This window comes from Pantoea coffeiphila (genome assembly GCF_016909495.1).
GTDB lineage: Bacteria > Pseudomonadota > Gammaproteobacteria > Enterobacterales > Enterobacteriaceae > Erwinia > Erwinia coffeiphila.
Genome location: NZ_JAFBFW010000004.1, coordinates 72,849 through 98,750, shown reverse-complemented (window position 1 = coordinate 98,750; position 25,902 = coordinate 72,849). Strand labels below are relative to the sequence as shown.

At 41.8% G+C, this 25,902-nt stretch carries 21 protein-coding genes; 15 read left to right on the top strand and 6 right to left on the bottom strand.

Annotated elements, in window-relative coordinates; genetic code table 11:
* Window positions 1-84 precede the first annotated feature (84 nt).
* The 3 genes from JOE09_RS14050 to metG form a co-directional block, all read right to left on the bottom strand.
* Window positions 85-777 (bottom strand): CidB/LrgB family autolysis modulator, encoded by a 693-nt coding sequence (locus tag JOE09_RS14050; RefSeq protein ID WP_200545956.1) that lies wholly within the window; start codon window positions 775-777, stop codon window positions 85-87.
* Entirely contained in the window at window positions 770-1,165 is a 396-nt protein-coding gene (locus tag JOE09_RS14045) for a CidA/LrgA family protein (RefSeq protein ID WP_200545957.1), read from the bottom strand. Before JOE09_RS14045 ends, JOE09_RS14050 begins: the two co-directional genes overlap by 8 nt.
* A 124-nt stretch (window positions 1,166-1,289) precedes the next feature.
* Window positions 1,290-3,323 carry a methionine--tRNA ligase gene (gene metG / locus JOE09_RS14040; RefSeq protein ID WP_205066211.1) on the bottom strand — a complete coding sequence of 678 codons (2,034 nt, stop codon included), beginning with the start codon at window positions 3,321-3,323 and terminating at the stop codon, window positions 1,290-1,292.
* Between the two features lie 183 nt (window positions 3,324-3,506).
* Between metG and apbC the strand changes: the two genes are divergently transcribed.
* A complete protein-coding gene (gene apbC, locus JOE09_RS14035; protein WP_205066210.1) occupies window positions 3,507-4,607 on the top strand; it encodes an iron-sulfur cluster carrier protein ApbC in 1,101 nt (366 codons plus the stop codon).
* A 39-nt stretch (window positions 4,608-4,646) separates the two neighbouring features.
* On the opposite strand, the gene JOE09_RS14030 is transcribed toward apbC, so the two are convergent.
* From JOE09_RS14030 to JOE09_RS14020, 3 genes are all read right to left on the bottom strand, one after another.
* A complete protein-coding gene (locus tag JOE09_RS14030) occupies window positions 4,647-4,895 on the bottom strand; it encodes a hypothetical protein (protein WP_105591363.1) in 249 nt (82 codons plus the stop codon).
* A 36-nt stretch (window positions 4,896-4,931) separates the two neighbouring features.
* On the bottom strand, window positions 4,932-5,549 hold the full coding sequence (locus tag JOE09_RS14025; RefSeq protein WP_205066209.1) for a trimeric intracellular cation channel family protein: 618 nt from the start codon (window positions 5,547-5,549) through the stop codon (window positions 4,932-4,934).
* A 222-nt stretch (window positions 5,550-5,771) separates the two neighbouring features.
* Entirely contained in the window at window positions 5,772-6,194 is a 423-nt protein-coding gene (locus JOE09_RS14020; protein ID WP_200545962.1) for a GNAT family N-acetyltransferase, read from the bottom strand.
* A 1,695-nt stretch (window positions 6,195-7,889) separates the two neighbouring features.
* On the opposite strand from JOE09_RS14020, the gene JOE09_RS14015 reads away from it, so the two are divergent.
* From JOE09_RS14015 to JOE09_RS13950, 14 genes are all read left to right on the top strand, one after another.
* Window positions 7,890-9,029, top strand: a complete 1,140-nt coding sequence (locus tag JOE09_RS14015) for a polysaccharide export protein (RefSeq protein ID WP_205066208.1) — start codon at window positions 7,890-7,892, stop codon at window positions 9,027-9,029.
* A complete protein-coding gene (locus JOE09_RS14010) occupies window positions 9,029-9,460 on the top strand; it encodes an arsenate reductase/protein-tyrosine-phosphatase family protein (RefSeq protein WP_239553095.1) in 432 nt (143 codons plus the stop codon). The genes JOE09_RS14015 and JOE09_RS14010 overlap by 1 nt, the downstream gene beginning before the upstream one ends.
* Before the next feature lie 19 nt (window positions 9,461-9,479).
* Window positions 9,480-11,666: a polysaccharide biosynthesis tyrosine autokinase gene (locus JOE09_RS14005; protein ID WP_205066206.1), complete on the top strand. Its 2,187-nt coding sequence runs from the start codon at window positions 9,480-9,482 to the stop codon at window positions 11,664-11,666.
* Window positions 11,667-11,784: 118 nt separating this feature from the next.
* Window positions 11,785-12,990, top strand: a complete 1,206-nt coding sequence (locus tag JOE09_RS14000) for a hypothetical protein (protein ID WP_205066205.1) — start codon at window positions 11,785-11,787, stop codon at window positions 12,988-12,990.
* 71 nt (window positions 12,991-13,061) lie between these two features.
* Complete coding sequence (locus tag JOE09_RS13995) at window positions 13,062-14,168, top strand: glycosyltransferase (RefSeq protein WP_205066204.1); 1,107 nt, start codon at window positions 13,062-13,064, stop codon at window positions 14,166-14,168.
* On the top strand, window positions 14,165-15,385 hold the full coding sequence (locus JOE09_RS13990; RefSeq protein WP_205066203.1) for a glycosyltransferase family 4 protein: 1,221 nt from the start codon (window positions 14,165-14,167) through the stop codon (window positions 15,383-15,385). Before JOE09_RS13995 ends, JOE09_RS13990 begins: the two co-directional genes overlap by 4 nt.
* A 77-nt stretch (window positions 15,386-15,462) precedes the next feature.
* Window positions 15,463-16,530, top strand: coding sequence for a glycosyltransferase (locus tag JOE09_RS13985; RefSeq protein WP_239553093.1), 1,068 nt, complete (start codon window positions 15,463-15,465; stop codon window positions 16,528-16,530).
* A gap of 47 nt (window positions 16,531-16,577) precedes the next feature.
* Window positions 16,578-17,861 carry a flippase gene (locus tag JOE09_RS13980; protein WP_205066202.1) on the top strand — a complete coding sequence of 428 codons (1,284 nt, stop codon included), beginning with the start codon at window positions 16,578-16,580 and terminating at the stop codon, window positions 17,859-17,861.
* Window positions 17,862-17,895: 34 nt separating this feature from the next.
* Window positions 17,896-18,360 carry a serine O-acetyltransferase gene (locus JOE09_RS13975; RefSeq protein ID WP_205066201.1) on the top strand — a complete coding sequence of 155 codons (465 nt, stop codon included), beginning with the start codon at window positions 17,896-17,898 and terminating at the stop codon, window positions 18,358-18,360.
* Between the two features lie 64 nt (window positions 18,361-18,424).
* Window positions 18,425-19,837, top strand: a complete 1,413-nt coding sequence (locus JOE09_RS13970) for a mannose-1-phosphate guanylyltransferase/mannose-6-phosphate isomerase (protein ID WP_205066200.1) — start codon at window positions 18,425-18,427, stop codon at window positions 19,835-19,837.
* Window positions 19,838-19,852: 15 nt separating this feature from the next.
* Window positions 19,853-21,229 carry a phosphomannomutase CpsG gene (gene cpsG / locus JOE09_RS13965; RefSeq protein WP_205066199.1) on the top strand — a complete coding sequence of 459 codons (1,377 nt, stop codon included), beginning with the start codon at window positions 19,853-19,855 and terminating at the stop codon, window positions 21,227-21,229.
* A gap of 188 nt (window positions 21,230-21,417) precedes the next feature.
* The gene (gene wcaJ / locus JOE09_RS13960) at window positions 21,418-22,815 is read left to right on the top strand and encodes an undecaprenyl-phosphate glucose phosphotransferase (protein ID WP_205066198.1); all 1,398 of its coding nucleotides are present in this window, start codon (window positions 21,418-21,420) and stop codon (window positions 22,813-22,815) included.
* 39 nt (window positions 22,816-22,854) lie between these two features.
* Window positions 22,855-23,862, top strand: coding sequence for an NAD-dependent epimerase (locus JOE09_RS13955; RefSeq protein ID WP_205066197.1), 1,008 nt, complete (start codon window positions 22,855-22,857; stop codon window positions 23,860-23,862).
* A gap of 58 nt (window positions 23,863-23,920) precedes the next feature.
* Entirely contained in the window at window positions 23,921-25,900 is a 1,980-nt protein-coding gene (locus JOE09_RS13950) for a tail fiber domain-containing protein (RefSeq protein WP_205066196.1), read from the top strand.
* Window positions 25,901-25,902: the final 2 nt, after the last annotated feature.

The following is a 25,902-nucleotide window of genomic DNA, read 5'->3' as shown; positions in this document are numbered from 1 at the left end:
GGCAGCCAGTTATATGTGATCTGCATCTCTCTGTCAGTGTAATAAATGAAATTGATAAACAAAATGCGAGATCTCTCGCAAGTTTTACCCCAGCCAGTGCAGCAGTACGGGAAAAATAAACGGTGCCAGCAGTGAGGTAATAATGGCGCACAGCACCAGCGCCAGCGAACTGAACGCCCCTTCCTGCGCATCCATTTCTACCGCGCGGGCGGTGCCGATAGCGTGCGAGGCGTTGCCAATCGCCAGCCCACGGGCGGAGGCGGCACGCACCCGCAGCAGATTCAGCAGCATATGGCCAAACACCGCGCCCAGCACCCCGGCCATCAGCACGCAGATTGCGCTGATCGCCGGTATCCCGCCCAGCGAGCCGGACACCGCCATGGCAATTGGCGTGGTCACTGATTTCGGCAACAGGGTCGCGGCGATCTCGGGTGTGGCACCGAGCCACAGGGCAATGGCAGTCCCTGAGATCATCGCGGTGATACTGCCGATAAAGCAGACGCTGATAATCGACTTCCAGCGGGCGCGGATCTGATGCATTTGCTCATACAGCGGCAGCGCAAGGGCGACCACAGCGGGCTGCAACAGGCTATTCAGGATGGCGCTGCCCTGGAAATAGCGGGTATAGGGGATTTGCAGCAGCAGCAGCAGTGGAATAATCACCGCCATAGCAATCAGCAGGGGATTCACAATAGAAATCTTCACCCGTGCGGCAAGCTGACGCGCCGCCAGAAACACCACGACCGTTAACGGAATGGACCACCACATATCACTCATCGCGTTCCCCCTCAGGCGCCAGCGGCTGGCGGTGCATACGCTGGGACAACACGCCGACGGTGACCAGCACAATCAGCGTGCTGACCAGGCAGGAAACCACAATCGGGCCAAACTGCGCGGTAAGAATATCCATATCGTTCATCACGCCGACGCTAATCGGCACGAACAGCAGCGCCATATAGCGGATAAACAGGCTACAGCCGGGCCGGACCCACTCAACGGGAAGGATTTGCGTAGCCAGCAGGGCGAACAGCACCAGCATGCCGATAATGCTGCCGGGAATGGTGACGGGAAGCAGGCTGGAAATGCCGATACCCACATACAGGCAGAGGTAGATAATGAAAAAAGCGCGGATAAACTGCCACAGAATCAGCGGGGCGCGGCGCATGATAACCTCCTGAATTTCAGAACGTTAATCATACGATTAAATGACCTGATGCGCTACCCGGTAGGACAATCGCAGAAATAACAAAGGGGCGAACGGTTGCCCGCTCGCCCCTGTTAAGAACGGCTTACTTCACCTGCTGACCAGGTTGTGCGCCGCTGTCCGGGCTGAGCAGGAAGATATCCTTACCGCCAGGGCCTGCGGCCATCACCATTCCTTCGGAAACGCCGAAGCGCATTTTACGCGGAGCGAGGTTCGCCACCATCACCGTCAGGCGGCCGACCAGCACCGCCGGGTCCGGATAGGCGGCACGAATACCGGAGAATACCTGGCGGCTTTCACCGCCCAGATCCAGCGACAGGCGCAGCAGCTTGTCGGAGCCGTCAACGAATTCCGCATTCTGGATCAGCGCAATACGCATATCCACTTTGGCGAAGTCGTCGAAGGTAATGGTGTCCTGAATCGGGTCGTCGGCCAGCGGACCGGTTACAGCCGGTTTCGCTGCGGCAGCGGCTTCCTCTTTCGACGCTTCAATCAGGCCGTTAACTTTATCCATTTCAACGCGGTTATACAGCGCCTTGAAAGCGGCGATATTGTGGCTCAGCAGCGGCTGGTGGATGCCTTCCCAGCTCAGTTCCTGATTAAGGAACGCTTCAACGCGATCGCTCAGCTGCGGCAGCACCGGCTTCAGCCAGGTCATCAGCACGCGGAACAGGTTAATGCCCATTGAGCAGATGGCCTGCAGATCGGCATCGCGGCCTTCCTGCTTCGCCACTACCCACGGAGCCTGCTCGTCGACGTAGCGGTTGGCCACGTCGGCCAGCGCCATGATCTCACGCACCGCACGGCCAAATTCGCGGCTGGCCCAGGCTTCGCCAATGCTTTCTGATGCATCGGTAAAGGTTTTATACAGCGCCGGGTCCGCCAGTTCCGCAGACAGCTGGCCGCCAAAACGCTTATTGATAAAGCCGGCGTTGCGCGAGGCCAGGTTAACCACTTTATTCACGATATCCGCATTCACGCGCTGAACGTAATCTTCCAGATTCAGGTCGATATCGTCGATGCGGGAAGAGAGTTTCGCTGCGTAGTAGTAGCGCAGGCTGTCGGAATCCAGATGCTGCAGCCAGGTGCTGGCCTTAATAAAGGTGCCGCGCGATTTGGACATCTTCGCGCCGTTAACCGTCACATAGCCGTGCACGAACAGGTTGGTCGGCTTACGGAAGTTACTGCCTTCCAGCATCGCCGGCCAGAACAGGCTGTGGAAATAGACGATATCTTTACCAATAAAGTGGTAGAGATCCGCGTCGGAGTCGGTCTTCCAGAATGCATCGAAGTCGATATCGCCGCGCTTATCGCACAGGTTCTTAAACGCGCCCATATAGCCGATAGGCGCATCCAGCCAGACGTAGAAATATTTGCCCGGCGCACCAGGAATTTCAAAGCCGAAGTAAGGTGCATCGCGGGAGATATCCCACTGCTGCAGGCCAGACTCGAACCACTCCTGCATCTTATTAGCAACCTGCTCCTGCAGCGCGCCGGAACGGGTCCAGGCCTGCAGCATGGCGCTGAATTCCGGCAGATCGAAGAAGAAGTGCTCGGAATCGCGCAGCACCGGCGTCGCGCCGGAAACCACCGACTTCGGATCGATCAGCTCGGTTGGGCTGTAGGTGGCGCTGCACACTTCGCAGTTGTCGCCATACTGATCCGGGGCCTTACATTTCGGGCAGGTGCCTTTAACGAAGCGGTCCGGCAGGAACATGCCTTTTTCCGGATCGTAAAGCTGGGAAATGGTCCGGTTTTTGATAAAACCGTTCTCTTTCAGGCGCGTGTAGATAAGCTCGGACAGCTCACGGTTCTCTTCGCTGTGCGTTGAGTGATAGTTGTCGTAGCTGATATCGAAACCGGCAAAGTCGGTCTGATGTTCCTGACTCATTTCGGCGATCATCTGCTCCGGTGCGATGCCCAGCTGCTGGGCTTTCAGCATAATCGGCGTACCGTGTGCGTCATCGGCGCAGATGAAGTAAACCTGGTTGCCGCGCATTCGCTGGTAACGGACCCAAATATCTGCCTGGATATGCTCGAGCATGTGTCCGAGATGAATGGAACCGTTGGCGTACGGCAGGGCGCACGTTACCATAATTTTTTTCGCGACTTGAGTCATAGTGAGACTTGCTTTACCTGTTGAAAAAGGGGTTTAGATGGTAACCGAAAGCCACTCCCTGCGTAAACAAGGGGTTCATCCACAGGGGGATTTTTACGGCCCCGCTTCCCCGGGGCAGGGCGGGATCTGATATGCTTAGCGCTATAACGCATTCTTTATTACAGACCAGAACAAGGAGCCGGGATGACGTCACAAGCGAAGCCCGAAGCGCTGCGCGCAATCGTCATGGGGGTGCTGGCCACCTTTGAGCATCCAACCCTGCAGCACAATCTTACCGTGCTGAAGGCACTTCGACACTGCGCATTAATAGACAACACACTGCACATCGAACTGACTCTGCCGTTTGCCTGGCAGAGCGCATTTGAAACGCTGAAATCGACCGTTAGCGCCGAACTGCTGCGCCTCAGCGGTGCCTCAGCCATCAGCTGGCGGCTGTCGCTTAATGTCGCCACCCTGCAGCGGGTGAAAAACCGCCCCGGGGTGAACGGCGTGAAAAACATCATCGCCGTTAGCTCCGGCAAGGGCGGGGTAGGGAAGTCCACCACTGCGGTTAACCTGGCGCTGGCGCTGGCCGCCGAGGGCGCGAAGGTCGGCCTGCTGGATGCGGACATCTACGGCCCGTCGATCCCGGATATGCTGGGCACCGAAGCGCAGCGGCCCAGCTCGCCGGACGGCAAGCATATGGCACCGATTATCGCCCACGGCCTGGCGACCAACTCTATCGGCTATCTGGTGACCGACGATAATGCCATGGTGTGGCGCGGCCCGATGGCCAGCAAAGCGCTGATGCAGCTGCTGAACGAAACGCTGTGGCCGGATCTGGACTACCTGGTGCTGGATATGCCGCCGGGAACCGGTGACATTCAGCTGACGCTGGCGCAGAACGTGCCGGTGACCGGGGCAGTGGTGGTCACCACGCCGCAGGACATTGCGCTGATTGATGCCCGCAAGGGGATTGTGATGTTCGAGAAGGTGAATGTGCCGGTGCTGGGCATTGTTGAGAACATGAGCATTCATATTTGCAGCCAGTGCGGCCACCACGAGCCGATCTTCGGCACCGGTGGGGCAGAGCGCCTGGCGGAGCAGTATCACACCCGGCTGCTTGGCCAGCTGCCGCTGCATATCAGCCTGCGGGAAGATTTGGACGACGGCGAACCGACGGTCGTGCGCAGGCCGGACAGCGAGTTCACCACGCTCTATCGCCAGCTGGCCGGTAGCGTTGCTGCCCGTCTTTACTGGCAGGGCGAAGTGATTCCGGAAGATATTTCCTTCCGCGCGGTTTAAACAGAGCGCCGTTAACGGGCGGGCATCATCGCCCGACCGTTACGCCAGGCGTACGTGCCGCTGCTGAAAGCCGTCCACCATCGAATAGTCAAAATCTATTTTTCCGGCGTCAAACAGCTCAAGAATCAGCGTGAAATCGTTGTCGGGCGACACGTTGCAGCGATGATTGAGCAGCGTATCCTGCATGATAAAATTCCGGTCGCCACGGGCGATACGCTGCAAATACTGCAACATGCTATAGGCATTTTTACTGATGCCTGTTTGTTCGTGAAGGGGTCTGCTGGTCATCGTCTTTACTGGCGTGATCTTATTGCGAAAGGGGTATTATAGTCCGTTATGTTTAATGGACGGCAAGCCGATTTTATATTTCAACGCCACCAGCCGCAGCAGTGTGCAGATGATAATCGCTGCCCAGGTGCTATAGATATGCGGGACATACCCGGCCGAACCGCTTATTTCTATTGCTGCGCCAATTAACGCTGCGCTGGCATAGATATCCTGGCTGAAGATGGTTGGCGGCTTACCGATCATCAGGTCGCGCAAACACCCTCCACCAACGGCGCTGACGCACCCCAGGAGTATAGACAGCTCAACATTTTGCGTATGCTGCCAGGTTTTATTGGCACCAAACGCGGCAAAAAATCCCAGCCCCAGCGCATCAAAAAACAGCGTGGCACGTTCAAATGAAAGGATGAGACGTTGAAAAAACGCCACGCAGATGACCGCTGCGACAATCACCAGCAAATAGCTGAGGCTGACCAGGCCAGCCGGCGGTAACGTGCCGATGCAGATATCGCGCATGACGCCGCCTCCGATGGCAGTAACCGCTGTCAGTACGAACACGCCAAAAATATCAAAATCCTCTCTTACCCCAGCGGTAGCACCGCTCAGGGCAAAAGCAAAAGTCCCTATCAGATCGATAGTGTGAAAAATATTCAGCATGCCAAACATCCTTTGTCTGCATCAAAAGCCACGGATGAACGTGGCCGTGCCAATATTAAAACCAGGTCATTACTGCAACGGTCGTGGCTTCCATTCTCGCCGCTGCCGCTGGTATCAGAACGAATCTAACCAGTATGGCGTGATAAGCCGGGGATTGGTGAGGGGTAAAATGATGCGTGGAACACTATGCCATTCCAGTGTCATAAGTTGCGGTATCAACCGTTAAAGCACAAAGTGCATTAAAAGATACTCACCCTGTTCACTCTCGCCCTGTGCCACCGTTCGCCATCCATGTTTCTTATAGAAGCTTTGCGCCTGTAAATTCTCGGCCAGACACTTTAACGCGCCGGTCGAGGTAAACGAGCGCTGTACCGCCTGTAAAAGTGCGCTTCCCGCACCGCTTCCCTGCCACTCCGGGTCCACAAACAGGCTGTGCAGGAAGTTATCCTGCTCCAGTACGGCAGCAAAACCTACACGATGACCATCCAGTTCCGCCACCAGGATACGTTCGCCCAGCGTGGCATGGTCAAAATCCTCTAAACGCCAGTCGCTATCGTCCAGCCAGGTCCAGCTATGCCTGCGAGCAGCAAGAAACAGCGTACGCAGGAAAGGACGATCGGCCTCAGTGTAGGGACGGATAATCATGATCTACAGACTCCTGAAATGAACGCGCCGGATGGCAATCGGCAGAGTGTATAGCAAAACCGGTGGAGAATACTCTGGGAAAACAACGCGCATCAGGGTGTCGGGAGTAAGTTAATGTAGATGCTGAAAATTTAGCTTCAAGCAGAATTGTATCCGCCTTGAATGCATGGCAAGCAAGATATTAATCTGTTGAATAGGGCTGTAGAGGGGGGATTGCAGTGAGGATGGACACGAATGACGAGGCTTTGAATTTAAATACCACGATGAGGCAGTTAAATATCGTGAAAAATAACCCTTGCTGATTAATTTATATGCGCTGGGGTGTGCGTTTTACGAGATTAGGCCTGATGAGAAAATTCCTATTATTTCTGCTGCTAATAATTTCCTTTGCGGTTATCAATATATACATCAAAATAAAATTACTTATAAATCATAGAGTTGAATTTTATTTGTTGGTGTTTATTAGGATTTATACCATAAATTTTCCACGACTCAGAGCCGTCTGGAAAACGCCTGGATCAGTATATAGCACTCCCAATTGACAGATATTTACCTTAGAATAATTCCAATTCACTAGTACAACCACACCAGCCTGGAACGCGTTCGGAGGCTCTATCCGATCGCGACCTGACCGGGCATTGAATGTGGTTAATGATTATCGCCGAGTAGCACAGTGCACTGGTAGCTGTTGAGCCAGGGGCGGTAGCCTGCCTGGACGGGTGATATTTTTTAATCAAACAGCCCGCTCGTTTTTACACCGCTACAGCAAATTTAATCATAGTGTCATCTAATTTTCGTATACCTGAAAATTTATAGTTGATAATCAGAAAACGTGCAAAAAAATTCAGATTTATTCCAGTTAGAACCACTTGCTATATTTTCTTTTTTTAGATTCTGAATGCATGTCATTGCCAGCTAAAGAAATGATATAGCCGTAAATTTTTTGTATCTTTATGATTTTAATGATTTTTATTTTTGGTTGCTTCTGTGCTGTACATTTTTCATCTCAGAATAATGGCTAATCCCATATAAGAATTAAGGATAATTCAGCGCGTTTTACCCTACAAAAAGTTTAATTAAACTCCTCGCTTTAACCCGGGAATGACTTCATTCCTGACCGCAAAAAAACGTAGTACGTGAAATATTAACGGCCTGTCTGAGATGTTTTCAGAGTTATCGCTCTTGCAGCCCGAAACCGAAGATAATTTTTAGCGAAAAATTGTGGTTATAAGTGGCCTCATTATCAGGCCTGAAGTAGTATTGTGCTGATTCAAACAGCACGTTTTGATACTTCTGCAAGGCCTGAATTATCAGCATCGACAACACATTTTTTACAGTGTGCACACGTAACACAGCATCCTGGGGGGATGCACAGGGGGAAATCTAAGCATATGAGAGCAACAGCAGCGCCGTCTGTTCCACTTTTAGCCGGTAGAACTCTACCCGAAGCAATACACCCCTTTCGTCACTCTGGCTGCGGTCACGATGTGATACCAGGATGGGCTCCCAGAATCACGGTAACTTTTCATAACGTTTTGGCTATGGTTGGTAAAGAGACCCGATAGAGCATTCACCTTCTAAGCTCAGGCTATTTATTGCTGCTGAATGCAGCAGATAAAAATGACGACTGTTAGTAATTGCGCCCTAAAACGGATACTGGCAGATAACTCTCTTATTCATTGATGATATGAACTTATGACGAAGAAATATTTGAAACTTTCGGTGGTTGCAGCAGCAATTGGGTTATTAAGTGGTTGTACCGTGATACCTGGCCAGGGCTTGAGCACTTCTGATAAGGATGTGATTAAATCCCAGGATAGCGATTTTGACGTTAGCAAAATGGTTAACGTGTTCCCGATGACGCCAAATCTGATCGATCAGTTACGCCCGGCCCCGGTGATCTCCCGTCCTAACCCTCAGCTTGACGCGTTACTCAGTAATTATGAATACCGTATTGGTGTGGGCGATGTGCTGATGGTAACCGTATGGGATCACCCTGAGCTGACCACCCCGGCAGGCCAGTACCGCAGCGCCAGCGACACCGGTAACTGGGTCAATGCCGACGGCACCATTTTCTATCCTTATATTGGTAAGGTGCAGGTTGCCGGCAAAACCCTGGCGCAGATTCGTCAGGAAATCAGCAACCGCCTGACTACCTATATTGAAAGCCCGCAGGTTGACGTAAGCATTGCGGCCTTCCGTTCGCAGAAAGCCTACGTGACCGGTGAAGTGATTAAATCTGGCCAGCAGGCGATTACCAATATCCCGTTAACGGTGATGGATGCAATCAACGCTGCGGGTGGCCTGGCCCCGGATGCCGACTGGCGCAACGTGGTGCTGACCCACAACGGTCAGGAATCAAAACTTTCCCTGTATGCGCTGATGCAGAAGGGTGACCTGACCCAGAACAAGATGCTGTTCCCCGGTGATATTCTTTACGTGCCGCGTAACGACGATCTGAAAGTGTTTGTGATGGGCGAAGTCGGCAAGCAGTCGACCCTGAAAATGGACCGCAGCGGTATGACGCTGGCCGAAGCGCTGGGGAACTCGGAAGGTATCTCGCAGGCGATGGGTGATGCGCAGGGTGTCTTCGTGGTGCGCCAGCTGAAGGGCGATAAAAACGGTAAGATTGCCAATATCTACCAGCTAAATGCTAAAGACGCTTCGGCAATGGTACTGGGTACTGAATTCCAGCTGCAGCCTTACGATATTGTCTATGTGACAACCGCACCAGTCGTCCGTTGGAACCGTGTAGTTTCCCAGTTGGTGCCGACCATTACCGGTGTGCATGATATGGTCGAAGGGGCTCGTTATCTTCGTCAGTGGAATCCATAATGTTTAATTCAATTTTAGTAGTATGCACTGGTAATATTTGCAGGTCACCGATAGCTGAAAGAATACTTCGCAACTTGTTGCCAGAGAAAAAAATAGATTCGGCAGGTACAGGAGCCTTGGTTGATCACCCAGCGGATACTTCTGCAATAGAGGTTTCTTTTAAGCATGGATTGTCAGTGGATAATCACAAAGGGAAGAAGGTTAGCTCAAGACTTGCGCAACAGTATGATCTTATCCTTGTTATGGAAAAGTCACATATGGAAAAGATTTGCGAAATATCTCCTGAGTCAAGAGGAAAGATTATGTTACTTGGACATTGGGATAACCAAAGAGAGATTCCCGATCCGTATCGGAAAAGCCAGGAAGCATTCGAATCTGTCTACAAGTTAATAGAAAATGCATGTTTGAGCTGGGCGAAAAAACTCAACTGATAATTCAGGAAGCTAATAAATGTCATCTGTAATCACAAATAAACCAAAGTCACCGGATAATGAAGATATTGACTTAGGACGAATTGTCGGTGAGTTAATAGACCATAGAAAACTTATCGTTGCGATTACCACAGCGTTCATGGTTGTGTCAGTAGCTTATTCATTTTTTGCAACACCAATTTACCAAGCTGACGTGCTTATACAAGTAGAACAAAAGCAGGCCAATGCTATACTGAGTAATTTGAGCCAGCTAATGCCTGATGAGCAACCTCAATCTGCACCAGAAATTGCTTTACTTCAATCGAGAATGATTCTTGGTAAAACGGTTGATGATATGAATCTCCAGACAGTCATCAAGCCAAATTATTTTCCTGTAGTTGGTCGTATATTTCATAGATTGATCGGAACAGATGACGGTAAGATTGAAATTAGTCGACTTTATCTTCCTGGCAAGGGAAAAGAAGATAATTACCCTGAGATAATACTTAAAGTCATCGATGCTAATAATTATACAATTGAAGGTACAGAACCATCAGGTAATGACTTCAAAATAAATGGAAAGGTTGGTCAACTTCTGACAAAAGATGGTCTCTCGATATTTGTAGATAATATCGAAGCAGAAACGGGACAAGAATTCAAAGTAAAATATCTTACACGACTTAAAGCTATAAATGATTTGGCTGATAATTTCGCTGCAGTAGATCAAGGTAAGGATAGTGGGATGCTTAACCTGGTTCTCACAGGAGAAGACCCTCTTAAAGTTTCTAGAATTTTGGATCAAATTAGTCAAAATTATCTAGAACAAAATATTTCTCGGCAGGCTGCTCAAGACGAAAAAAGTTTCGATTTCTTACAAAAACAGTTGCCTGTTGTAAGAAGTGAACTCGATTCTGCTGAAGATAAATTAAATATGTATCGTAGAAAAAAGGATACAGTTGATTTATCTATGGAGGCAAAGACAGTTCTCGACCAGATCGTTAATATTGATAACCAAATTAATGAATTAACTTTCAAAGAAGCAGAAATATCTCAATTATATACAAAAACACATCCGACATATAAAGCATTATTAGAAAAGAGAAAAACGCTTACTGATGAAAAAGCGAAAATAAGTGAGCGTGTTTCTGAAATGCCGGCAACACAGCAAGAAGTATTAAGATTGAGCCGTGATGTAGAGTCGGGTAGAGCGGTATATATGATGCTTTTGAACCGTCAGCAAGAACTCAATATTGCTAAGTCGAGTGCTATTGGCAATGTGCGAATTATTGATAATGCTGTAACAGAACCAAAGCCAGTGAAGCCAAGAAAGTTATTAATAATTCTTATTGGTACATTTATTGGTATTTTTGTATCGGCTGCATTAGTATTAATGAGAACTCTCTTAAGAAGAGGAATCGAATCTCCTGAGCAACTGGAAGAGTTAGGTATAAGTGTTTACTCAAGTGTGCCAGTTTCTGAGTGGGTCAGTAAAAAGAATACGCTGGGAAACCGTTCTGGATTTGAACGACATGATAAGCATTCATTCCTTTCTATTGATAACCCCACAGATTTAGCTATTGAGGCAATTAGAAGCCTAAGAACAAGCCTTCATTTTGCAATGTTAGAAGCTAAAAATAATGTATTAATGATATCTGGTGCTAGTCCAGATGCGGGTAAAACTTTTATCAGTAGTAATTTAGCTGCCATTATTGCTCAGAGTGGTAAAAAAGTCCTTTTCATTGATACTGATATGAGAAAAGGGTATGCGCATACTATTTTTAATCTAAATAACAATAATGGACTGGCTGATGTGATATCTGGGTTATCCACAATAGAAAATTCGATTAAAACCGTTGAGTCTGCTGGATTTGATTTTATTTCTAGAGGAAAGGTTCGCCCGAATCCGTCAGAGCTGTTAATGAATGAGAGGTTTGATGCTTTGATCGAGGATGTTTCCAAACGATATGATATCGTAATTTTGGATACCCCACCGATTATGGCAGTAACTGATGCAGCTATAATTGGGCGTATTGCTGGTACGGTACTTCTGGTCGCCCGGTTTGAAGTTAATACACCTAAAGAAATCGTGACTAGTATTAAGAGATTTGAGCAAAGCGGTGTAAATGTGAAAGGCTGTATACTTAATGGCGTAGTGAAAAAAGCCAGCAGTTATTACAACTATGGTTACAATCATTATGGATATTCTTATTCAGATAAAGAAAAATAAATAGTTTGTCGTTAGAACACATGCCCAATAACGGTGGGTATGTGTTCTAAATTCAAATACTTGATAATTGTTTAATGCAAATTATTAAGGGATGGATTGTTTAATACTTGGAAATCAGATGAGAATAAATATTGAAAAATGTATTCTTCCAGTGTTCTTTATCTTTATTTCTGTTAAGGCATTTTATGGCCCGCTAGGTTTAGTTTCTCCAATGGTAAACTATGTTGGAGCCGCCTTAATGTTTCTTTTTTTAGTTATAAGATGGGCAAGGTCATTTATTGCGCGGCGAGAAGTACTATTGGTCACATTACTACTTACCATATATATTTTGGTAGGTATCGTGAAAAATGGATTATTTCAGTCAATTTTTGGCGTATATGTATTGATTCCTTTTTTATTTTCCTTAGCATACTCTGATGTTCTTAGTGAGAAAGTTTTTTTAAAAAGTAACAAATATTTTCTTTTTCTCGGAGTGACATGTTATCTAGGGGTCTTATACGTTAGTTTTTTTGGTGCCCCGTGGGTAGGTGCTAAACTTAATGTAGGAGGATATGAAAAAGTCCTTTCTCGTGACTGGACTACAGGAGGGATTCTACGTAATCCTGGATTTACAATTGCATCATTTGATGCAGCAACGTTATTGATGATTTGTTCTTTCTTTATTTCTTATTCATTGTTAGAAAAGAAAAAATTTGTTTTTTCTTTTCTAACACTTCTCGTTTTTATATATCCAATTTATTTAACCACTACAAAAACCACTCTTGTTACGTATTTTTTATTAATTATTCTTTTCTTGTCACCTTCTTTTCTAACTGTGGCAGTGAGTCGTTTATTTCTGATTGGGATGGTTATTTTTACTTATGTATATATGATTCCATCAGCAACGTATACAAAATTTGACAGCACAAATAGTTTTGAGATTCGTATGTTTCAAACATGGCCTGATGCAATAAAATTATTACAAGATAATTTATCTATTGTATTTGGGAATGGCTTTGGCAGCATAGGCATGCCGTCCATGTTTTCGTTAGGAAAATATAATCCAGCAGATAATATGCTTGTGTATTTCTTTGTAATTTCCGGAATGATCAGTGTTTTATTTGTAGGTGTTATATTATTTAAATTCGCAACCATTTCCTTCGCATTACCGAAATTCAAAAAGAAATACTATTTGTTTTCATTCTGTATTTTCAGTGGTGGCTTAAGCTATAATCTTTTTGAATCTGTCTTTTATGCACCGTTTGCAGGGATATTAATCGGCATGTTGTTTAATAAAAATATATCTAGAGCAGATAATTCAACCATAGATGATTTTGAAAATTAGTCAGCATCTGTAATTGATTCCATGATAGTTAAAAATGATTACATTCAATGTATCTGCCTAGGAGAGGGGTGATGATTTCTTGGATTTTAGGACCAGAAAGTAGATTCAATACCGGGATTGCTAAATACAGCTTAGAATTAATTGATGGGATGAGGAAGATCTCTGAAAAATCGATAAAAATAATATCTTTCAAAGATAATGGTAGACCTAACTCAATTTTACGGTATTTTTGGCAGTTTTTCACACTGCCATTAAAAATTATTTTCTTTGAAAAAAATAATGAGCTAATAATTTATCAAGAAGCGTTTATCTTTCTTGTCATTTTTAGGTTGTTCAGTAATAAAAAAACAATCACTGTTATACATCATGTTCCGGAAGAAAATGATCGTTCCAAGAAAGGATTTTATTTAAAGTTTCTGTTTTCAATCCTGCCCAAAAAGAACAAAAATATAGTTTATATTACGCCTTCTGAGTTCACTAAAAATAAGTTAATTTATCAGTACGGTGTATCAGAACTAAATGTTCATGTTGTATACAATATAATCGAATCAACAGATGAAGAAATAGCAGTAGGTTTAAATAATAATTTAAATAAATTAGAAAAGAATTTTGTAGATAAAATAGAAAGCTACAAAAGAAATGGTTTCACTATTGTATCAAACATCGGGAGTTTCGAAGATCGGAAAAATGTACTAATCTTAGTAGATGTATTTAACTCTTTAAAATTAAAGTCTAAGAAAGATAATTTTTTATTGGTTAAAGTAGGTTTTGCGATAGATGAAAATAATAAAAATAAATTCATTTCGAAATGCGATGAGAATGAAGTTAATTACGCCTTTCTTGGCGATGCATCCAGTGATTTAATAAATTATGTGTATTCTGCCAGTGATATTTATGTTGCCCCATCTCGATATGAGGGTTTTGGTCGGACTGTGATTGAAGCTCAAAAAAGAGAATGTCTAATTCTGGCATCAAAAATCGCAGCGCACCTGGAAATTTTGAATAATGAAGTGGTCTTTGTTGATGAAATAAATAATCCAACGGAGTGGGCGGAAAAAATAATAACCTTGGATGAGTTACAGCCGATAGATAGAGAAAAAAGCATCGCTCTCGGTGTGAGTAATACTATCAAATTCAATTCTGTCAATGTAACTAAGGAATTCTTGAAAATTTTATGAAAAATATTATTTATATAGCATCTAGATATCCCTCTTCTTATGCAGGAAGAGAATATATGATTAAACAAAATCTTAAGTTCTTTGATGAAGCAGGCTACACTGTAGATTTCGTTTATTTGGGGGCTGAAACATCAATCAGGATTGATAAGAATGTTACATATCATCAAATAAAAAAACCATCATTGTTTGAAATAGCATTTAATCTGATATTCAAGACGAACCTATCTCTTCAAGAAAGACTTTTTTATTCGAATTTTGCAAAAAATAAAATTTTAAATATTTTCGAGAAAAATAAGAAGTCAGTAATATTAGTTGATATGGTAAGAATGTCATCGTTAGCCGAAGATATTTCATGTGGTAAAATTCTAGAATACGATGACTTATTAAGTTTAAGATATAAAAGAATGTACGATAATTTTTCTAATAATATTGATCTTTTAGGTACATATTCTGATAAATATCCATCGGCAGTTGTGAAAATCATCAAACCTTTTGGGAAATATATTCTGGCAAAAGAAAATAAATTAATGGATAAGAGGGAAATATATTTATCAAAAAGATTCTCTCTTTTGTCATTTACCTCTCCTTTAGAGGCTAATAACTTTTCAGAAAAAGTTTCATCAAATATTGTATTTGCAAATCCTCCAGCCATACCTGATTTTTCTTGTAATGAAGATAGCAAAGTTAGCTCTGAAGGTATGAAATTTTCATTCGTGGGGAATTTAAAAGCTAACCATAACCTTGCGACACTAAAAAATATAAAAGATCTCTTCAGCAGAAAAGATGTATTACAAAGTGGTGCTGAAATAGATGTCTATGGAGATTATGATCAGAGAGCTTTAGAACTTTGTAAGAATGTAGCTAACATTCATTTACATGGTATGGTCGAAAATATTGATGATGCTTATTTAAGTTCAAGTTGCTTGATTGCGCCTATACCATTTGGCTCCGGTATTAAAGTTAAAGTTATTGAGGCTATGAGCTATGGTTTGTTAGTTATAACTAATGATATAGGAGCAGAGGGTATTGGACTCAAGGCTGGTTATAACTACATTGATTATATAGATGATGATCATTGTGCTCATAGCATAGTCTCACTTCAAAATGGTACTTACGACATCGGTTCCATCGCAAGTAATGGAACTGAACATGTAAGGAAAAATTTTTCTGAGACAATTGTCAAAAGTAATCTTCTGCGAAATATTGAGAGTTTATAAACGGTAGAAAAGGAATTGTATCTCAATTTTCTATTTATCCAATTATTTGATGCCAAGTGAGATTTGGTTGGGGTTTTATGAAAAAAAAAATAGCATTAATTATTCCATTTTTAGGCCGTTCTGGTGCGGAACGTGTAATTTTCAACCTTTTGAATAACCTTGATAGAAATAAGTTTGAACTTCATTTATTACTATATAAAGACATTCCTGAAAATAATTCTCTTTTAAATAGCTTGAGTTCTGATGTCATAGTTAATTATTTAAATATAAAAGGAAGAGTTAGAACATCTTTGTTTTCATTTGTTTTTAAACTGAGGCGTTATTTCAAAGATGAAAAAATTGATTCTTTTTTGATTAGTGATGGTGTGTCTAATGCAGCACTTTCACCTTTTTTATTCCTACTGGGTAAAAATGTAAAAAAAATAGCTCGGGAATCAAATCTACCAACTTTTTTTGAAAAGAATATTCTAATTAAATCACTATATAAGTACTGCTATAGAAACTACGATGTCATCGTTGTACAAAGCAATGAAATGTATGAAGATCTGTCTGAGAAGTTTAATATTCCTAAGAATAGAATAACAAAAATTAACAACCCTCTTGATATTTCTAAAATTCGATCGCTAAGTGAGCAGTCGATAGAATATGTATTTAAGGATGGGACAATAAACCTCTTGACTATTGGTCGTTTGACATATCAAAAAGGATTTGACCTTCTAATAAATGCCTTAGCTAATTTTTCTGAAAATAAATATCACCTTACTATTATCGGAGATGGTGAAGAAAATGACAGCTTAAGGAAATTAGCTGAAGATAGAGGGTTATTGAATTGCATTTCATTTATTAAATCAACAGATAATCCCTATGCTTTTATGAAGAAGGCCGATATATTTATATCTAGTTCTCGTTGGGAAGGATATCCAAATGTTGTTATTGAAGCCATTGCATGCGGAACTCCAGTTGTCTCAAATAATTATCCTGGGGGTATCAGTGAAATCATAAATGAAAGAAATGGGGTGATTTGTAATATTGAAAATCATGAATTAGAAAAATCAATAGAAACAGCGCTGATGCTTACTAATGTAGGTTTTGATGAAGAAATAAACAATAATATAATGAAGAAATATGAAAATATTTTCTACTGAAAAAAATAAAGAATTGAAAACAAGTAAATAAGCAGGGTTGGAAATAAATGAAACAATATTTGACAAACTCTTTATGGGTTTTACTAGAGAAAGTGATTAGGCTTTCAGTTGTTTTTCTGTTTTTTTCCTTGGTTTCGCAAAAACTCTCAGTTTATGATTTTGGAATTTTTTCGTTATCACAAACGGTAGTTACTCTAATAATTGGTATTGTTGCTTTTGGTTTTGATAATGTTTTAATAAAGGATTTCTCCTCTTCTCAGAGGATTAATGAGTATTTTTCCACCGCGATGATTTTTAGATTAGCAATTTCTATTTTCGCGATTTCGTTGTTTTGTTTAGTAATGATTTTTATGAGTTATGGTTTTATTTATAAACTGGTGTTTATGGCTTCATCACTTAGTATAATATTCCAAACTCAAACGATTTATTACTCATATTACCAAGCGGTATCTAAATCAATAGTTATTACAAAAACTAGTATTGCTGCCTTAGTAATATCATCGATAATCAAACTTGCAATAATATACTATGAATTAGGAATTGTTTATTACGCACTTTCATTTAGTTTGGATTATCTTTTTTCATTTCTATTTATTTATTTCGTCTCCAAGAAGAATGGGCTTTTATTGAAGGTAAGTCTTTTTGAATTTAATGTTTTGAAAAAACTAATTAACCAATCATATCCAGTATTAGTTTCAACGATTATTGTAATGATATATACGCGGATTGATCAATTTATGATAGCTAAATATCTTAGTATTGAAGATGTTGCTAAGTTCAGCGTTGCCGTTAGAATTTCAGATGCTTATATGTTTATTCCAATGGCTATTGCAGCATCTTTTTTTCCTATGGTATCTAAAGACCCATCGTCATCTTCAATACAGAAATATTTTAACATTACTCATCTAGTCACTGTGGTTTCTGCATTAATGGTAATAGTAATGTTGCCATTGGTCATCGGTACATTTTTCGGTGTTAGATACCATGAGTCAATTCAAGTTGCAAACATAATTGTAATCGCTAATGTCATATCTGCACTTGGTTTTGTTAGCTCAAATATATTGATCATTCGAAATATTAGTTACCTGAGGATTTATAGGGCTATATATGGTTTAATAATAAATATCGCTCTTAATATAATATTAATTCCAAAATTTGGGATTATTGGCGCAGCTTACTCGTCTCTTTTTAGCCAGATCATTGCAGCGTGGATTGCAAATTCATTCTCTCCAAAAACGAGGGATTGTTTTGTCTTTCAATTCAAAACATTAGTTACATTCGGATTGCCCAGTATCAAGCAAATATATAAAGAACTAAGATTGGATAAGTGAATTTTAAGACTAGATCAGGCATGGGGTATGGATTTTGACTATTAAAGAAAAGCTTAAAAAAGTGACAGCTTTAAGAATTACAAAATATTTCGTATATGGTTTTTGGAATACATTTATAAAGATTTTTAAATTTTTATACTGTATTGGTGCATTTAATGACGGTAGGGTTGCATTGTATTGCGATCTAACAATCGGATTGAGGAAGTTAAAGGAGCGAAGAGTACAATTTCCGCATCCGATTGGAGTAGTAATAGGAAAGGGTGTAAGTTTAGGTTATGACTGCCGAATATATCAATGTGTAACCATTGGGTCAAAAAATAAGGATGATGGATTATACCCTAAAATAGGAGATAATGTGACAATCTTTGCTAATAGTGTAATTGCTGGTGGTGTATGTATTGGTAGTAATGTAACTATTGGTGCATCGACGGTTGTTCTTAAAGATGTACCTGATAATTGTATTGTTGTCGGTAATCCTGCTCGTATTATCCAAAAATAAATAAGTATGTTATTTGCTCAATTGAAATTAAATTTGCGTTATCTCAATTAAGGGAGAAATACCAATGATCCTTCCAGTCATTATGGCGGGTGGTACAGGTAGCCGTTTGTGGCCAATGTCCAGAGAGCTTTTTCCAAAGCAATTCCTGCGCTTAAATGGCGAGCAATCAATGCTACAAGATACAGTCACTCGTCTAGATGGTTTAAATGTATCGGAACCACTGCTGATTTGTAATGAACAACACCGCTTTTTGGCTGCTGAACAATTACGTCAAATCAACCAGTTGTCTAACAATATTATTCTTGAGCCAGTAGGGCGCAATACTGCACCCGCTATTGCACTTGCTGCTTTGAGTGCTACTGCTAAAGATGAAGATCCACTTTTACTTGTTCTGGCTGCAGATCACGTCATCGAAAACAAGGATGCTTTCCATCAGGCCATCCTTAAAGCAACGCCTCTGGCAAAACAGGGTAAGCTGGTTACCTTTGGTATAGTAGCTACAGGCCCAGAGACAGGTTATGGCTATATTCAGCGCGGCGATTCCTTTGGTGAATCCGCGTTTAACGTAAAACGCTTTGTCGAGAAACCGGATCTACCAACTGCTACCGAGTACCTTGCCAGTGGTGAATACTACTGGAACAGCGGAATGTTCCTGTTTAGTGCGAAGCGTTATCTTGAAGAATTGGGTGAATTCAGGCCGGATATCCTTGCAGCATGCCAACTGGCAATGGCTGATGTGAAGATTGATTCGGTCCAGGACTTCATTCGCGTAGATCTTGAAGCCTTCTCTGCCTGTCCGGATGAATCCGTTGACTACGCGGTGATGGAAAAAACAACCGATGCAGTTGTTATCCCACTGGATGCAGGTTGGAATGACGTTGGTTCATGGTCAGCCCTTTGGGAAGTTAATGAGCGCGATGATAATGGTAACGCCCTGACTGGCGATATCTTTACTCATAAAACCACTAACTGCTATATCAACACCGACGACACCTTGGTAGCAGCAATTGGTGTTGAGAATCTGGTGATTGTAAACACCAAAGATGCCGTGTTAGTGATCGATAAATCACAGGTTCAGGACGTTAAGAAAGTTGTTGAGTTCCTTAAGTCAAATGACCGTCGTGAATACCGGGTGCACCGCGAATCGTATCGTCCATGGGGACGTCACGACAAAGTAGTTGATGCGCCGCGCTATCAGATTAACCGCGTAACGGTTAAGCCTGGTGGCAAGTTCTCCCTGCAGAAGCATCTACACCGTGCGGAACACTGGGTTGTGCTGTCAGGAACTGCGGAAGTGACCCTTGAAGGGAAAACCTATCTGCTGACTGAAAACCAGTCCACTTTCATCCCTATCGGTTCAGTCCACATGCTGGAAAACCCGGGAAAAATCCCACTGGAACTGCTGGAAATTTCTTCCGGTTCTTACCTGGGTGAAGACGATATTATTCGATTAAAAGACCATTACGGCCATTGCTAACTTTAGGGAAAAAATATGTCTGGTGAATTAACGTGTTTTAAAGCCTACGATATCCGTGGAAAATTAGGCGCAGAGCTTAATGAGGATATTGCCTATCGCATTGGCCGTGCTTACGGTGAATACCTGAAGCCAAAACAAATGGTCCTGGGCGGCGATGTACGCCTGACGAGTGAAGGCCTTAAGCTGGCTTTGGCAAAAGGCCTACAGGATGCCGGTACTGACGTAATTGATATCGGCCTGACCGGTACTGAAGAAATCTATTTCGCAACCTCATACCTGAAAGTTGATGGTGGCATTGAAGTCACTGCCAGCCATAACCCGTTAGACTATAACGGCATGAAGCTGGTGCGTGAAGAATCCAAGCCAATCAGCGGTGATACCGGCCTGCGGGATATTCAAAAACTCGCTGAAGCAAACGATTTTGATGCCGTTGATGAAAGCAAGCGCGGTTCATACAAGCAGCTTTCGATTCTGGATGCCTATGTAGACAAGCTGCTTAGCTACGTTGACTTAAACAACTTTAATCGCCCACTGAAGCTGGTTCTGAACTCCGGTAACGGTGCTGCGGGGCACGTAGTTGATGCTGTTGAAGCCCGCTTTAAGCAGGCTGGGGTTAATGTAGAGTTTATTAAGGTTCACCATACCCCTGACGGTAACTTCCCTAACGGTATTCCTAACCCGCTGCTGCCAGAATGCCGCCAGGACACAACGGATGCCGTTGTTGCTCATCAGGCAGATATGGGTATCGCCTTCGACGGTGACTTCGACCGCTGCTTCCTGTTTGATAACCAGGGTAACTTTATTGAAGGTTACTACATTGTTGGCCTGCTGGCTGCGGCATTCCTGGAGAAAAACCCGGGATCGCGCATCATTCACGATCCTCGCCTTAGCTGGAATACGGTAGACATTGTAGAAAAAGCGGGTGGCGTACCTGTGATGTCCAAAACCGGCCACGCGTTCATCAAAGAGCGTATGCGCCTGGAAGATGCCGTGTACGGCGGTGAAATGAGTGCGCACCACTACTTCCGTGATTTCGCTTACTGCGACAGCGGTATGATCCCATGGTTGCTGGTTGCCGAACTGCTGTGTGTTAAAGGCAAAACCCTCAGCGAACTCGTTGGCGATCGTATGGCTGCTTATCCTGCATCCGGCGAAATCAATAGTTCGTTATCTGCCCCGAAAGAAGCAATCGCCCGCGTTCTCGAAAAATATCAGCATGATGCCATCAATGTGGATTACACAGATGGAATCAGCGTTGAGTATGCCGACTGGCGCTTCAATCTCCGTAGTTCCAACACTGAGCCTGTAGTACGTTTGAATGTTGAGTCACGTGCAAACACTGAATTGATGAATTTAAAAACAGAAGAGATTTTAAATATTCTTCGAGCATAGTTACATTATGTAAGTGGCCATCTTTATGGCCACTTTGTATTAAATGTACTTTTAAATTCCAGAATAATAAGTCACTTATTATGCATGTACAATTTTCAGTTAAGTAATACTGATTTTCGCATAGCAGGAATAAAATTCGTACCCTCACTTCAGGTTGTTGACCTACAGCTAACAAGAGTGAAACTAGAATGACAATTCTACATCATCGTACTCGTTCTAATGCTAATGCATCGTTAATTTCAATGGTGCAACGTTTTTCGGATATCTCAATAATATTTTTTGGGCTTTATGTTGTTGCTTTTTTCAATGGTAGAGGGTTTGACTACAAGTATACTTTAATTTCACTAATGGTTTTGGTTGTATTCCAAATGATTGGTGGTATGACAGATTTTTATAGATCTTGGCGAGGTGTTAAGGCATCGGCCGAACTACTTTTGATTTCTAAAAACTGGACTGTTAGTTTACTGCTAACATTAGGGATAAGCTCCATTATAAGTGACTTCGATTTGAGCTTTAAAATCTTTATTCAGTGGTATCTGGTCGTTGTTGCAGGTTTTTTCTTATGCCGCATGGGAATTAGAATCGGGTCAGGAATGCTGCGCAAAATGGGCTATAATACCCGTCGAGTCGCAGTTGTTGGTACAATGCCTGCCGGAATAAATTTGATTAGCAGTTTTATCGATGAACCATGGATGGGGTTTATAGTCGTAGGGGTTTACGATGACAAACCGCTGGATGGAATAACTAATATTAATTATGCTGGTGACTTTGAAAAATTAATCGAAGATGCTCGTGAAGGAAAACTTGATCGTATTTATATCGCGATGAGCATGAAAGATGAAGCAAAAATAAAAGATATAGTCAGAAAGCTAACAGATACAACATGTTCTGTTTTATTAATTCCAGATGTCTTTACTTTTAATATTCTTCAGTCGCGAACGGAAGAAATAAATGGTGTGCCTGTAGTTCCTCTTTTTGATACTCCATTAAATGGTATTAATATGGTATTCAAACGTCTTGAGGATATAATTTTTTCTTCTATTATTTTACTTTTCATCTCCCTGCCATTAATTGTAATTGCGTGCGCTGTTAAATTAAGTTCTCCGGGGCCAATTATATTTCGTCAGATTCGTTATGGTATGGATGGAAAACCGATTATGGTTTGGAAATTTCGAACTATGTCGGTAATGGAGAATGGTACTACAGTTACTCAGGCAAAACAAAATGATCCTCGTGTAACAAAGCTAGGGAAATTTTTGCGTAATACTTCTCTAGATGAGTTGCCACAGTTTTTTAATGTTCTATTTGGTCAAATGTCTGTTGTTGGACCACGGCCTCATGCGGTAGCGCATAATGAGCAGTATCGCTCACTAATTGAAGGTTACATGCTCCGTCACAAAGTAAAACCTGGAATTACGGGATTGGCCCAGATTAATGGTTTTCGTGGAGAGACTGATACCTTGGATAAGATGCAGAAACGAGTTGATTATGATCTTCTTTATATTCGAGGATGGAGTATATGGTTAGATATGAAAATAATATTTCTCACCTTTTTCAAAGGTTTTGTTAACAAAGCAGCATATTGATTTTAAACTTTAAATTTAAATTTAAACGTATGGTGAAATATGAAATACTTAGTTACTGGTGCGGCTGGTTTTATTGGATTCCATGTTTGTAATCGACTCCTTTCGGACGGTTTTGAAGTTGTAGGTCTGGATAATATTAATGATTATTATGATGTTTCATTAAAAGAAGCTAGGTTGGAGATACTTAAATCATTTGATGGTTTTAGCTTTGAGTTCATAGATTTGGCAAATAAAGATGCAGTATTAAATGTCTTTTCTACTTCTCAATTTAAGGCTGTCATTCATCTTGGTGCTCAGGCAGGAGTTCGTTATTCCATCGAAAATCCATATGCTTACATAAATTCTAATATTGTTGGGCATTTGAATATATTAGAAGGGTGTAAAATTTCTAAGGTCGAACATCTGCTGTATGCTTCCTCTAGTTCTGTCTACGGGTTAAATAGAAAACTTCCATTCTCAACAAATGATTCCGTCGACCATCCTGTTTCATTATATGCAGCTACTAAAAAATCTAATGAGTTGATGTCGCATACATACTCACATCTTTTTGATATTCCAACTACAGGATTAAGATTTTTTACTGTATATGGACCCTATGGTCGCCCTGACATGGCGCTTTTCAAATTCACAAAAGCGATTATAGAAGGTAACGAAATTGACATTTATAACAATGGAAATATGAGTCGTGATTTTACTTATATTGATGATATCGTAGAGTCTATTATTAGGCTTAAAGATATACCTCCTGTTAGAGATGATGGTTGGACTGTTGAAAATGGAAGTCCTGCTCAAAGTTCAGCACCTTATCGAGTCTATAATATTGGTAATGGAAAGCCTGTTTCGCTAATGTCATATATATCGCAAATTGAGTTTAAATTAGGGATTGATGCGAAGAAAAATTATATGCCATTGCAGCAAGGTGATGTATTAGATACTTTTTCAGATACGAATGATTTATATGAACTTATTGATTTCAAACCAGAGACGACTGTTGAGGAAGGGGTGGGTAAATTTATAGATTGGTATCGTGATTTTTATAAGAATTAATTTTTACCGATATAATTGAGTTCGTTGATATGATTTACGGAATAAAAGGTGAATGCAGATGTCAATTTCACGTAGGAAGTTATTAGGTTTTGCTATTCCATCTTCTTTGTTATCCCTGTTTTATAGTGAAAAAAATTCTGCGGCTGAAATAAAATCTCCACAAGAAAATTCTCTTGATCGTAGTCATGTCAACGAAACTGATTTAAACAATAAAACAGTTGGTCTTGTTAAAGATGAGGTGATTCATGATATTTCTTCAAGCAACGGGGCTCAGCTTTTAGGATGGAAAAGAAAAGTTTCAAAAAGTGATAGTGGTAATGTTGGTGTTGCCTTAGATGGAAGCGTAGTAAATATTTGGGAGTTTGCGGATTTTGTAACAGATCGTCCGGGCGATGACCCGTCTTTGTGGGATTGGTCACCTGCAACTAGAGCCGCAATTGAATATTGTACCGAATATCGTAGAGTTTACGGGAGCGAAGTTCGTTTTCAGACTATTTCGCTAAGATATCCTGGTGGATATTATATGCACAAAACACCGATTGAATGTGCAAACCGAGCCAAAGATGGTAGTACAACATTTGCTACTACGTTGAAAATAAGTGGTGATGGTAAGACAGGGACAACATTAGCATCTGCAATTTCGGGATTGCCACTTTTTTTCTTCACTGGATTAAGAGTATGCATAGAGGATATTGCATTTACACGTCACTTAGAAACTGAGAATGTACAATTTATAAAATTAGGTGATGAAAACGCATTTACACCGTGTTCACATTCTACTTTTCGTAATATAGTAATGAGCAATGCAACAAAAAGTTTCATCATCGGACAGCTTTTTGATAGCACATTTCAATCTATTCATATTATTGGTGCGCGGCCGTCTGGTGACATTCAACCAACTATGATTGAGATCCTACCTCATAACAGCGACTCTACTAATCAGTTGACGTTTCTAAATATTGTTCTCGAAACTGCTTATTCCGAGAACACTGTAATGTTTAAGTCGGTTGCCAAGAGTATTAAAACTCCTCATCATAGTATTCATTGGTTTGGCGGACATTTTGAAACAAATACTCGGGGCGTTTTGAGTGTTGATTTAACAAACACAGCATTTTGTAGTTTTACTGGTGTTAATTTTGTCTCTAATGGTAAAGGGAAAAGAGACTCAGTAAAAAGAACCGTTAACGTTAATAATTGCACACGCATAGATTTCCGATCCTGCTATTTCTACTATGATTATAAGGTGTATTTGTATGATTCAAATTCTGATGAGTCTGTAATTCATGTCGTCAATTCATGTAATAATATATTCATAGATTCTTCTTTTTTTGTGACTCCATACAAGAATACCCTTGATAAAGCGAACTGGAAGTGCATTATTAACTGTGATGACGCTGCATATAAAGAGCGAAGCTTTAGGTTTTTGAATTGTGCATTTAATGATTTTAAATCAATTGGTTCGTCTACTATTGGGTATTATTCATCCATTAATAATTCAGGTGAGGTTTGGAGTACATATGTAGATGATGCATCCTCATTCTCTCTTGCCTATTCCAATTCGAATCATCCTGAAGATATATCCGAAAAATTATTCGACTTTACTAAAGATGGTTTTTTGAATATATCACAAAGTAATGGTGGCCTTAAGGCCAACGGCAATTTAATTTTAGATGCGGGTAGAGTTTCGGTATCAAAAAGTGATCTGTATGTTTCTGGTGATTTAGTTGCTAAAAGTGTTACACAGTTATCTGACTCAAGATTGAAGTCGGATGTTCGAGAAATAAATTCAAAAGTAATTGAAGTTGCTAAATCCGTCAGCCCAAAACAATTTTTTTATAAAACGGATGCTGATAAGGTTATTCACTTTGGATTTATTGCTCAAGAGTTAATTGAGGCATTTGAATATGCAGGGTTAAATGCTTTTGATTACGGACTTGTTTTTAGAAAGGATGCAGGAAAAGATTTCTCCCCTCTTTCTGAAACTGACGAGTTTTTTTCAATTAATTACTCTGAGCTAATGTTATTAAGAAGCTTGTGAGG